General features: G+C 39.1%; 10 protein-coding genes. 7 read left to right on the top strand and 3 right to left on the bottom strand.

The annotated features are described in order from the left end of the window. Positions 1-71 precede the first annotated feature (71 nt). The 3 genes from AOB46_RS17140 to AOB46_RS17150 all read right to left on the bottom strand — a co-directional run bounded on the left by AOB46_RS17140 (position 72) and on the right by AOB46_RS17150 (position 4,551). Positions 72-2,375, bottom strand: coding sequence for a GH92 family glycosyl hydrolase (locus AOB46_RS17140; protein WP_082377208.1), 2,304 nt, complete (start codon positions 2,373-2,375; stop codon positions 72-74). A gap of 226 nt (positions 2,376-2,601) precedes the next feature. Next, positions 2,602-3,285 (bottom strand): response regulator transcription factor, encoded by a 684-nt coding sequence (locus AOB46_RS17145; protein ID WP_062701623.1) that lies wholly within the window; start codon positions 3,283-3,285, stop codon positions 2,602-2,604. An 18-nt stretch (positions 3,286-3,303) separates the two neighbouring features. Beyond that, on the bottom strand, positions 3,304-4,551 hold the full coding sequence (locus AOB46_RS17150; RefSeq protein WP_062701625.1) for a sensor histidine kinase: 1,248 nt from the start codon (positions 4,549-4,551) through the stop codon (positions 3,304-3,306). A 171-nt stretch (positions 4,552-4,722) separates the two neighbouring features. Here AOB46_RS17150 and AOB46_RS17155 point away from each other — a divergent pair, with 171 nt between their 5' ends. The 7 genes from AOB46_RS17155 (at position 4,723) to AOB46_RS17185 (ending at position 11,896) form a co-directional block, all read left to right on the top strand. Further along, positions 4,723-5,133, top strand: a complete 411-nt coding sequence (locus AOB46_RS17155) for a DUF1573 domain-containing protein (protein ID WP_062701627.1) — start codon at positions 4,723-4,725, stop codon at positions 5,131-5,133. A gap of 225 nt (positions 5,134-5,358) precedes the next feature. Then, the gene (locus tag AOB46_RS17160; RefSeq protein ID WP_062701629.1) at positions 5,359-6,240 is read left to right on the top strand and encodes an SDR family oxidoreductase; all 882 of its coding nucleotides are present in this window, start codon (positions 5,359-5,361) and stop codon (positions 6,238-6,240) included. Positions 6,241-6,327: 87 nt separating this feature from the next. Next, entirely contained in the window at positions 6,328-8,265 is a 1,938-nt protein-coding gene (locus tag AOB46_RS17165; protein ID WP_062701631.1) for a M1 family metallopeptidase, read from the top strand. A 184-nt stretch (positions 8,266-8,449) separates the two neighbouring features. Next, the gene (locus AOB46_RS17170) at positions 8,450-9,337 is read left to right on the top strand and encodes a DUF2589 domain-containing protein (protein ID WP_062701634.1); all 888 of its coding nucleotides are present in this window, start codon (positions 8,450-8,452) and stop codon (positions 9,335-9,337) included. A gap of 15 nt (positions 9,338-9,352) precedes the next feature. Further along, entirely contained in the window at positions 9,353-10,051 is a 699-nt protein-coding gene (locus AOB46_RS17175; protein ID WP_062701636.1) for a hypothetical protein, read from the top strand. After that, complete coding sequence (locus AOB46_RS17180) at positions 10,051-10,629, top strand: hypothetical protein (protein WP_062701637.1); 579 nt, start codon at positions 10,051-10,053, stop codon at positions 10,627-10,629. The genes AOB46_RS17175 and AOB46_RS17180 overlap by 1 nt, the downstream gene beginning before the upstream one ends. Positions 10,630-10,639: 10 nt before the next feature. Continuing rightward, positions 10,640-11,896, top strand: coding sequence for a S8 family peptidase (locus tag AOB46_RS17185; RefSeq protein ID WP_062701640.1), 1,257 nt, complete (start codon positions 10,640-10,642; stop codon positions 11,894-11,896). The last annotated feature ends 15 nt before the right edge of the window (positions 11,897-11,911 follow it).

The raw sequence follows: 11,911 nt of genomic DNA on the forward strand, positions 1-11,911 counted from the left end.
ATTCGGAAGGACAGAAATATAAAAGGCAAATCTACAATACGCAGATTTGCCTTTTCATTTTATCAGGCTATTTACTTTCTGGGTTTGGAACTCATATGGAATATCAGCTTTCCACCATTCATAATCTCAGAATGTTTCAGCGTAAAATCTTTGATCTCCTTACCATTTAAAAGAATTTTCTGTACGTATACATTCTTTGGACTTTGATTGACGGCTTCAATTTCAAAAGTCTTTCCATTTTCCAGATTAAGCACTGCATGTTCAACTGCCGGACTTCCTGTTGAATAATCTTCAGAGCCCGGAGCTACAGGATAAAAGCCAAGAGAACTTAAAATATACCAGGCGCTCATCTGCCCTGCATCATCATTCCCTCCAAGGCCGTCCGGAGCAGCTTTGTACTGCATTTCAAGGATTCGCCTGATCTGAGCCTGCGTTTTCCATGGTTGCCCGGCCCGGTTATACAGGTAAGCTACATGGTGAGCAGGCTCATTGCCGTGAACATAACCGCCGATAATTCCTTCGCGGGTAATATCTTCTGTATCTGCAAAAAACTCATCAGGAAGATGCATGGTGAACAATTCATCCAGTTTGGATGCAAATTTTTTCTTTCCTCCCATCGCATTGATCAGTTCATCAGGGTTTTGCGGGACAAAGAAACTGTAGTTCCATGAATTTCCTTCAATAAAGCCCTGTCCGTGGGTGCTTAATACATCAAAATCTTTTTTAAAACTTCCGTCTGCCAGCCGGGGCCTCATAAAACCGATCTTAGAATCAAAATTATTTTTCCAGTTCTCAGACCGCCTGATGAACTCATTATAGATTTCTGTTTCCCCCAAATGTTTTGCCAGCTGTGCAATGGCCCAGTCATCATATGCATACTCTAATGTATTGGAAACCGATGTTCCGTTCTTTTCGTCAGGAATATATCCCCTGTCAATATAATATCCTATTCCTTCATACTCTCTTTTGCCGGCAGTGGCAACACAGGCTTTCAAAGCTTCTTTGGGGTCACCGTTATAATTTCCTTTGATAATGGCATCTGCAACAACGCTTACGCTGTGATATCCGCTCATACACCAGTTGTCATTGGCATAATGTGACCATATCGGAAGCATTTTCATGGAGAACTGCTGATAATGGGCCATCATGGATTTAACCATATCATTATTCCGTTTGGGCTGGATAATATTGAATAAAGGATGAAGAGCCCGGTAAGTATCCCAGATTGAAAATGTGGTATAATGGATAAAATCTTCCGCTTTATGGATATTCTGATCCAGTCCTTTGTATTCTCCATTGATATCCATATAGGTAGTAGGACTGATAAAAGTATGATATAAGGCTGTATAAAAGTTAACTTTTTCGGTATCAGAGCCTTTGATAATTATTTTATTCAGTTCTTTATTCCATTCTTCCTGGGCTTTTGCTTTTACCTGATCGAAGGATAATGTACCTGTTTCCTTTTCCAGATTTTCCAGAGCGTTGTTTTGGCTGACGGGTGAAATGGCCAGCTTTATTTCAATTGCTTCCTGTTCTCTGGTATCAAAATCAAAATATATTTTCAGATTTTTGCCTGCAATCTCCGGGAAATTCTTTGTCTGGTCAAACTTTCTCCAGAATCCTCTGTAAGACTGCTGTCCATCATAGTTTTTCTGTCCGTAAGATTTGAAGGGTTTAGAAAACTTCATAGCAAAATAAACCGTTCTTGTTCTTGCCCAGCCGTTGGTCTGGCGGTAACCAGTCACAGTTCCGTCATTTTCTATCCGTACATAGGTCCAGATATTTTTACCCTCATAATTATAAATTCCGGCGGTAAGATCTAAGATGATATGTGCCTGATCAGATTGTGGGAAAGTATACCGGTGAACTCCGGTTCTGGAAGATGCCGTTAATTCTGCCAGAATATTATAATCATCCAGTTTTACTCTGTAATATCCGGCCTCTGCTTTTTCATTCTGGTGGGAAAATCTGCTTCTGTATCCGTTTTCAGGATGGGTGGCAGTACCCGGGTTTAGCTGTAGCTTTCCGACAGTTGGCATAATCAGGAAATCTCCAAGATCGGAATGCCCTGTTCCGCTGAAGTGAGTAGAGCTGAATCCCGTAATGGTTTTATCTTCATAACGGTATCCTGCACAATATTTATAAACCTCTCCGTTGTATTTACCATTAAGTTCATAAGAGATGGAATCTGTTTCCGGGCTCAGCTGTACAGCTCCGAAAGGAACGGTAGCCCCGGGATAGGTATGCCCCATTTTTTCAGTACCGATTAACGGGTTGACATATTGGATTAATTTTTCAAATTTTTGAGCGGAAAGGCTTACACTGAAGAATATAAGAAATATAAAAACAGATGGAGTGGTTCCGTGATTTTTCATTAATGCTGAATTTTCTGAGATTAAAATTAATTAAAAAATCAGAGAATAACTGTTTTAATATTAGGGCAGATGGCTCGAAATGAAGGTGTGATAATGATCGACAGCTTAATAATCTGCCTGACTTCGGATGAAAGCCATTGTATCAAATATAAACGTAGTCTCCATAATTTCCCAGCTTAATTCTTATCCCGGGTTGAGGTTAACCTATGTTTCAGTACGTCTTTTCTTATATTGTTTCGGAAAAGCGGAACCCTATTCCGTGGAGGTTTTCAATCAGGATATTTTGTTCTCCGGCAAGTACCTTCCGCAATCTGGAAATAAATACGTCCAGGCTCCGCCCCATAAAATAATCATCGTCTCCCCAGATAGCTTTCAGGATATCCTGTCTCTTGACAACTGTATTTTTGTGGCGGATAAAATACAGCAGCAGTTCAGATTCCCTTTGGGTAAGGGCAATACTCTCTTCATGATTCTGTAAAGTATAGTTTCTGGGGTCAAAATCGAATTTTCCAACCTTGTATTTCAGGGGAAAATGATCAGTTTTCTTGGTACGTTTCAGGAAAACTTCAATTTTCAGGATTAATTCCTCAATGCTGAATGGCTTAACCAGGTAATCATCAGCACCAATCTTAAGACCTTTGATCCTGTCTTCCTTTAAAGCTTTTGCAGAAATAAAAATAATAGGAATATCAGAGTTCTTGCTGCGGATATACTGGGCAAGCTCGAATCCATTAAGTTCAGGCATCATAATATCCAGAAGACAGATATCAAAACTCTGACGGTTAAATGCTTCAAGTGCAGATTTGCCGTCCGGGCAGCAATGGATGTCATAATAGCCTTCCAGGCTGTCCTGAATCAGAAAAGCTATTGTTTTGTCGTCTTCGGCATATAAAATTTTAGATTTCTCCATTACTTCTCCATTATTAATTTAAAACGGGAAAAAGATTGTGATGGTAATCCCGTGATCTGCATTGTTTTCCACTGAAATTTTCCAGCCATGCTGCTGGACGATTTTCTTTACATAAAATAATCCTAATCCGAAACCAGTAACCTCATCACTCTTTTGGGTATTTACCCTGTAAAACTTATCAAAAATATGAGGAATATTTTTAGCAGGGATGCCCATTCCGTTATCTTTAAACTTTAAATATAAACCTTTTGAGTCTTTATGAGATGAAATGATTATCTCAGGATGTGTTTCACAATACTTGACTGAGTTGTCTAAAAGGTTATATAGAATGTTGGTAAAGTGAAATTCATCGGCCATCACAGAGGCATTGCTTTCAATATCTATATGAATGCTGAGGTTTTCATTTTTCTGCATCAGGGTAGCTGCAATTTCCTGAATAAACGGAAGCAGCATAATCTTCTGAAGCTTTAATGACAATCCTGAAGTATCAGTTCTGGCAATATTCAATATTTTTTCAATATGGCTGTTGAGCTTGTAACTTTGGTTAATGATAATGGAAGTATACGTCCGGAGCTTTGAATTTTCCTGTATGGTATCATGCTTATTAAGTGCTTCTGAAGCCAGAAGAATGGATGAAAGCGGAGTTTTGAACTCGTGGGTCATATTGTTAATAAAATCACGCTGAAGCTCAGAGAATTTTTTCTGCTGAATAATGGTATAAATGGAATAAACATATACCAGAAGAATGATGATGAGAGCAAACGTAAGTAAATACCAAAACCTCAACGAGCTGATCAGATAAGTGGTCTTATCGGGAAACCGTATGGAAAAATAATAGGTCAGATTCTTATGCTTTGGAAAATTAATCCTTTTATTATTGGAGCTTTCCTGATTTTTAGGAATATATTTTCCATAAATCATTTTGTCGCTATGACAATTGTATAAAGCATATACATAATCTGTATTGATCTGAAAGCGGGTGAATTCTGTTTTCAGATAATGCTCAAGAACTACAGGGTGAAATTCATTGTTAATATTAACTACATAATAATCGTTGGCAATATTCTGTACCGGGTTTTCAGTGAAAGATGTCTTACCTCCGGATAATTTTTCCACTACTTCCAGTAAGGCAATATTTACTTTTTGGTTGAATTTTTTATCTTCAAGGTTATAAGCCTGGCGGGTCCAGAGAAGCTGGGCTGTCAAAATACCGATAATAGCAACAAACCCGAGTGTTATAATAATATTGAGCCTTTTTATTTCCATTTTTCTGAAAACAATATTATTTAAAAATATCTATATTTCTTTTATCATTAACAACTCGTTAACAAATGTTTGATAGCAGTTAACAACTTCTGTCCGTTTTCTGCTTTATATTTGTTAACCAAAGAGGAAATAAAGAGTTCCTTTGATCTTTTAACTATAAAATTTATATTCATGAAAAAATTAACAATCTCTGCACTTCTGGCTGTTTTTGCCTTCTCCCCGTTTTATGCTAATATATCAGCAGCAGAAAACCCTGCTGTGGTGAAAATGATCGCAGATGCAATTAAATGGAAATCAGAATCTATTGATGTAGGAAATATCCCTCAGGGAAAACCAAAACTTATCAGATTTGAATTTACCAATACCACTTCAAAACCAATCATTATTGAGAATGTGGCACCTTCATGCGGATGTACAACAGCAGATTATACTAAAACACCTATTGCTCCGGGAAAAAAAGGGTTTGTAGAAGCAAGCTACAATGCAGCAGCAGCAGGTCCATTTATCAAAAACGTAAATGTAACAACAAGCGACAGCAAAACTCCCAAAACACTTACATTTAAAGGAGTAGTTGTTTCATAATTAGTTTTTTAAAACAATACATAAAGCCGTTTCATAACCAGGAAACGGCTTTTCTGTTTTTAATTATACCTTTGTTGTTATCTCCCGCATAATTTTTAAAATCAACCGCAAGAATAATTGTATTAAATTTACATAGTAAGCATTTAGCGATTGTACGTTTATTGTATAGCTGCCTGCAGCTTGTAGAATTTACGTGATAACTTGAATTTAAAAATAATAACATTTATGAATATGTATACACAACCAATGCTGCGTGAGGGCGCATTAAAAGATAAAGTAGCCATTGTAACAGGAGGGGGAAGCGGGCTCGGAAAAGCAATGACTAAATATTTTCTGGAGCTGGGTGCTAAAGTAGTGATCACTTCCCGTAACCTTGAAAAACTTCAGGCGACTGCTAAAGAGTTAGAAGAAGAAACAGGCGGAAAAGTGCTTTCCGTAGCTTGTGATGTCAGAAACTGGGATGAGGTAGAAGCAATGAAAGAAGCGGCTTTAAAAGAATTCGGAAAAATTGATATTTTATTGAATAATGCCGCCGGAAATTTTATTTCCCCAACAGAAAGGCTTACACATTCCGCTTTTGATTCTATTCTTGATATTGTTTTAAAAGGAACTAAAAACTGTACACTATCTGTAGGAAAACACTGGATTGACACTAAAACTCCGGGAACAGTTCTGAATATTGTGACCACATATGCCTGGACCGGGTCTGCCTATGTTGTTCCGTCAGCATGTGCCAAAGCAGGAGTTCTGGCTATGACGAGGTCTCTTGCCGTAGAGTGGGCGAAATATGGAATCCGCTTCAATGCAATAGCACCAGGACCTTTTCCTACCAAAGGAGCATGGGACAGACTGCTTCCGGGAAATCTTCAGGAAAAATTCGATATGAGGAAAAAAGTTCCTTTAAGAAGAGTAGGGGAACATCAGGAACTGGCCAACCTTGCGGCTTACCTGGTTTCAGATTATTCGGCTTATATGAACGGAGAAGTAGTGACAATAGACGGAGGAGAATGGCTGCAGGGAGCAGGAGAGTTTAATATGCTTGAAGATATTCCTAAAGAAATGTGGGATGCTCTTGAAGCCATGATTAAGGCAAAGAAGTCTAACTAAACGAAAAATAAAATGAAAAAAATCCCGGATTGTAACGATTCCGGGATTTTTTATAACTTATACCCTGAATTTACTAAATTTTTTCGAATGAATTTTAAGCTCCCAGGTCTTGTTGCTGCGGCTGCCGTTTTTCTTTTATCAGGAACAGTCTTAGCACAGGAAACTCCAAAATACAGTTATGTAGAGGCATTTAAACCGTTCTTTTATCCACAGACAGGAACAGAAACCAGGTCTGCAAGCGGACAACCCGGGTATGCCTATTGGCAGAATTCGGCAGATTATACCCTGAATGTTTCACTGAATGAAGCGAAAAATGAAATTTCCGGTACCGCTGAAATTACGTATACAAACAACAGTCCTGACAAACTAGGATTTCTATGGCTCCAGCTGGATCAGAACCTGTTTGCAGAGGATTCCAGAGGAAATGCTTTAGTTCCGCTTTCAGGAAGCAGAAACGGAGCCCGTGGTGAAAAGCTGGATGGAGGATATAAAATAAAATCAGTAAAGCTGGACGGGAAAGCTGTAAAATATACCATTACAGATACCCGGATGCAGATTGACCTCCCTAAGGAGCTTAAAGCTAAAGGAGGAAAAGCTAAAATTGCCATTGAATATTCATTTATATCTCCTGAATACGGGTCTGACAGGATGGGAGTTCAGACAACCAGAAACGGTAAAATCTTTACCATGGCGCAATGGTATCCAAGGATGTGTGTATATGATGATGTAATGGGATGGAATACCCTGCCTTACCTGGGAGCATCAGAGTTTTATCTGGAATACGGTAATATTACAGCCAATATAACAGTTCCCGCCAATCATTATGTGGTAGCTTCGGGAGAACTTTTGAACGCTAAGGATGTTTACAGCAAAGAAGAGAATAACCGCTGGCAGCAGGCAAAGAACAGTGATAAAACCGTAATGATCCGTACAGAATCTGAGATCGGGAAAAATCAGGCTTCCGGAACAAAAACATGGAAGTTCAAAATTGAACAGACCCGTGATTTTGCCTGGGCTTCTTCACCCGCATTTATTCTAGATGCAGCAAAAATAAATCTTCCGAGCGGTAAAAAATCACTGGCCATATCAGCGTATCCGGCAGAAAGCGGAGGTGAGAAAGCGTGGGGCAGATCTACAGAATATACAAAGGCAGCTATCGAACATTATTCACAGAAATGGTATGAATATACCTATCCGGCAGCCACTAATGTTGCCGGAAATGAAGGCGGAATGGAATATCCGGGAATTGTATTCTGCCATATGAACTCTGCAGGAGAAGACCTGTGGGGAGTAACGGACCATGAATTCGGGCACAATTGGTTTCCTATGATTGTTGGTTCCAATGAAAGACTTTTTGCCTGGATGGATGAAGGTTTCAACACCTTTATTAATGGGTTGTCCACAAAAGCTTTCAATAATGGCGAATATTATAGAAAGAAAAACCTGGCAAGAACCGGCAGTTTTATGATGGGAGATAATCTGGAGCCTGTGATGGTGGGACCTGATAACATGAAGGAAAGAAGCATTGGAGCTTTGGCATATTATAAACCGGGGCTTGGACTTGAAATTTTAAGAGAGGCTGTCCTGGGACCTGAAAAATTTGATAAGGCTTTTAAAACCTATATTGAACGCTGGGCTTTCAAGCATCCTACGCCATGGGATTTTTTCCATACCATGGAAAACGTTTCCGGAGAGGAACTCAGCTGGTTCTGGAGAGGATGGTTTATCAACAAATGGAAAATCGATCAGTCGGTGAAAGAAGTAAAATATGTAAATGGTGATTTTAAAAGCGGAGCACAGATTACCGTTGAAAACCTTGGGCAGCTGCCAATGCCAACGACCGTTCAGGTAAAATTCAAAGACGGAACAAAGCAGACCGTAAAAATTCCTGTTGAAATATGGAAACGAAATACAGAATGGACTTTCAGAATTAATTCCACTCAGGAAATTTCTGAAGTAATGCTGGATCCGGATTCTGTAGTTCCGGATATTAATCCTAAAAACAATACCTGGACACCGGCATAAGAATACAATGCAGGTTAACAGGAGTCAAAAAGCATATTACTAAAAAGCCTGAACTTACACATGTAAGTTCAGGCTTTTATTTTTTAGGGTGTTTTTCCGGGTCAGGTCAAGGGGTTTTCCTATGGTATTTTGGTTATTCGTGGGATAATTTTGCTCCACAGTATTAATTTAAAAACAAAAGAACATGGAAACATTAAAATCGGTGCTTGAAGCAAGCCACGCCAAGAAAACAAAAAATGAGCTGATCGATCTTCTGTCAGGAGTTGAAAAAGTTATTACCCCTGCGGTTTACGAAAAAGTTTCAGGAATTGAGACTTCAGAATTGGGAACCCTTACCAATAAAGAGCTTTTAAGTATTGTAGAGGATTTAAAAAAGAATTACGATGAAAAATGGGAGAAATCTTTTTCCGGTGCTTCTTCAGAGATTATGAAACTTATTGCCGGTAAAATGGCTGCCGATGATGAGATCTTCAGAACTTCAGATGCTGCCAGCGCAGATTTTGCCGCAGAACTGGGAAGTATAGACTTTGCCACCATTATCGGAGGACCTCTGGATGCCTGCGTAAAAGCGCAGTCTAATGCTTCTATTGCCACGGTTAACTTTATCAATGAAGTAGGTTTTGAGCTTACAGATCCTGCCAATGCAGCCAGCCCGAAAAAACTGAGAATGGCCGAATTTAAATACAAAAAAAATATCCCCAACCCGGATTTTGATCCTGAAAAGCCGGTAAGTGCAGACAATCCCAAAACAATTCCTGATGATGTGGAAATCACAGTCCCTTTTATTGCGCTGCTGAATGTTCCAAGCTTCAGAATCGAAACCTGTGAGGTAGATTTCAACGTTAAACTCAATTCCACCTATACTAAAGATGTAAGCGATGAATTCGGAATCAACGCCGGAGTTTCCGGAGGATGGGGACCTGTAAAATTCAAAGTGGATGTTTCATACAAAAGAACTTCCAGTACAGGAATTAAAGTGGAAAAAGAGTACTCTCTCGGGGTAAAGGTAAGAGCAACCAATGATGAAATGCCGGCGGGGCTTGAAAAAGTTCTCGGACTTCTTTCACAATAATTAACTTTTACGAAAATGATCAAATTATCAGATTACCTGGATTATCTCAACAACGAGATAATTCAGGCTCGTAAAAAAGCTGACGAGAATGCTGTTCTTATTGCAAAAGAATATGCCAGGCATGAGTACCTTAAGTATTTTAAGGTTCCGCGGTATGCCCTGCCCAGTGTAAAGATGGATATTCCCATTAAGATTACCGATATAGATTCGGCACCCAAATACAATTTTAAGCTGAATCAGGATCAGTTTATTTCAGAAATGAACGAAAGAATTCAACTGGTGAATAAAGAGAAGAAGCTGAACATTCCCGAAATTACCAAAAGACAGATTCAGACTGAGGAATTTAAAACACTCTTCAGCAAACTGGAAAAAAGCGACCAGAAATTCGGGAAGCTTCCGGCCAATGAAGTGCTTAAACTGGATCTCAGAAACAGAATAAAAATTCTTAATTCCGGAATTTTCCGCCCTCAGGACGGAACAGGTGAAGAAGAAATTGATGAGCTGAAAGAAATCTTTTCAAAGGTTTTACTGAACAAATATACACTGGTGAATGCAAAGCTGAACAACATTTACATAGACCCCAATACATCAGCAGCAGAAGATAAAGACAAATTATTCATCAACCTTCATGTGGAAATGGAGGAAGAAGGAATAAGGATTGTGTCATACAAGGATAAAGACGGTAACGAAATAGAACAGATAACTTTTGAGTAATGCAGGAACTGATTCATTTTACGGTACAGAAAATCAAGGAACTTCTGGAGCATTTCAATGAAGTCCAGGCTTTATACCTGTCAAAATCATATGACTTTGATGCCCGGCTGGAAGTTTTTCTCAACGAAGTTCTGGAATACTTCCGTACCAAAGGAAATACCAGCCATGAATCTGAAGTTTTGAAGATCATGAATATGGTTGCAACCGTGAAAAGAAGCTTTAATCCTATAAAAATGGAGAAAATAACGGTTGGGAAACGTGATCTCCTGTGGGGATTTTCATTCAACGGAATGGAAAGTATTTATGATATTCTGATGGAAATATATGCTAAAGAAAATAAAAAGCTGGACGATGCGGAAGAGCTTATTTCCGGGATTATAGTTTCATTATACCAGAACGGAATTCTGGATGATGAAAAGCTGAAGGAAATGGATTCTGTTTCAAAGATTGAAAATTTCTGGACTTCACTGGTGACACAGAATACAGCTATTTCCGGCATTAATAAGAAGCTTAGACTGACTGTCATTCCTGAAGATATCTACCTTATTCTGGAAAAAATATTTCTGAAGTTAATTTAAAAAAAATAGTATGGAAACCGGAAGATATATTGTTCTGCTGAAAGACCAGCAGAAAACAGCACTCAGAAAAATAGAGAAAGAACTGGAAGTAAGTATTACATCTTCAGAACTTCTTTCTAAAGAAAACCGTGCTTATGATATTATTGATCAGGACAACAGTGTACTGTATAAAAACCTGGGAGTCCTTGTCGTTGAAAATATGGATGAAGAGCAGTTGAAAAGTGCCGTGAAAAATGAATCGAATCCTATTATTTATTATGAAAAAGAAAGGGAGTTTTTTCCGGCAGATGAATTACAGCTGATTAGTGAGCTTAAAAAGCAGTCAGCAGGGATCGTAGAAAAAATTTCAGAACTTGAAAAATATATCGCCAACAAACCGCTGCCGCAAAAATCATTGATAGAGATGGAATGGGGGCTGAAAGCTATTGGACTTGGAAATGCTCAATATTCAGGAAAAGGAATTGATATCTGCATCCTGGATACAGGGCTTCAGACTTCCCATCCCGATTTTTCATCCCGGGAAATTGAAGGTAAGTCCTTCATTGACGGAGAAGACTGGAACAGGGATCCCAACGGCCATGGTACACATTGTGCAGGCGTGGCGGCAGGAAATATCCGCAGTGATATCGGAAAACGGTACGGAATTGCTAAAGACAGCAATTTGAAGATTGCGAAAGTACTCTCAGATAGCGGAAGAGGCACTACAAGCAGTGTGATTGATGCCATAGACTGGGCCATTACAAAAAAATTCAGGATACTTTCCCTTTCGCTGGCATCTCCTGTAAAGCTTAATGATCCACCTTCTGTTCTTTTTGAAACGATAGGGGAAAGGGCATTGGAAAATAACTGCCTTATTATTGCGGCAGCAGGAAATGACAGCAGCAGGCCTCAGATTCCGCAGCCCGTTTCTATGCCGGCCAACTCAAAATCTATAATGGCTGTTGCAGCGATTGACGGGCAAATGAAGATTGCAAGGTTTTCAAACGCGGGTCTCAATCCCTCTACAGGTGGTAATATCAATGTCTGCGCTCCCGGAGTAGATGTCATAAGCGCTTATCCTAAAAACTCTAAGAATAAAAGTAACTTTTACTATGCTATGAGCGGAACCAGCATGGCTGCTCCCCATGTTTCCGGATTAGCTGCTCTTTATATGGAACAGTTCCCCGATAAATCAGCGAAAGAGATCTGGCAGCTTATAGAAAATAAAGCCAGGCCTATTGAAGGCATAAAATACAGAGATATAGGAAACGGTTTAATACAAATATAAAAATGATTACTTATC

The sequence above is a fragment of the Chryseobacterium indologenes genome, from assembly GCF_001295265.1.
In the GTDB taxonomy this organism is placed as follows: domain Bacteria; phylum Bacteroidota; class Bacteroidia; order Flavobacteriales; family Weeksellaceae; genus Chryseobacterium; species Chryseobacterium indologenes_A.

Coding starts and splice junctions, on each gene's coding strand:
- AOB46_RS17140 (WP_082377208.1), bottom strand. CDS start 2,375: ATGAAAAATCACGGAACCACTCCATCTGTTTTTATATTTCTTATATTC.
- AOB46_RS17145 (WP_062701623.1), bottom strand. CDS start 3,285: ATGGAGAAATCTAAAATTTTATATGCCGAAGACGACAAAACAATAGCT.
- AOB46_RS17150 (WP_062701625.1), bottom strand. CDS start 4,551: ATGGAAATAAAAAGGCTCAATATTATTATAACACTCGGGTTTGTTGCT.
- AOB46_RS17155 (WP_062701627.1), top strand. CDS start 4,723: ATGAAAAAATTAACAATCTCTGCACTTCTGGCTGTTTTTGCCTTCTCC.
- AOB46_RS17160 (WP_062701629.1), top strand. CDS start 5,359: ATGAATATGTATACACAACCAATGCTGCGTGAGGGCGCATTAAAAGAT.
- AOB46_RS17165 (WP_062701631.1), top strand. CDS start 6,328: ATGAATTTTAAGCTCCCAGGTCTTGTTGCTGCGGCTGCCGTTTTTCTT.
- AOB46_RS17170 (WP_062701634.1), top strand. CDS start 8,450: ATGGAAACATTAAAATCGGTGCTTGAAGCAAGCCACGCCAAGAAAACA.
- AOB46_RS17175 (WP_062701636.1), top strand. CDS start 9,353: ATGATCAAATTATCAGATTACCTGGATTATCTCAACAACGAGATAATT.
- AOB46_RS17180 (WP_062701637.1), top strand. CDS start 10,051: ATGCAGGAACTGATTCATTTTACGGTACAGAAAATCAAGGAACTTCTG.
- AOB46_RS17185 (WP_062701640.1), top strand. CDS start 10,640: ATGGAAACCGGAAGATATATTGTTCTGCTGAAAGACCAGCAGAAAACA.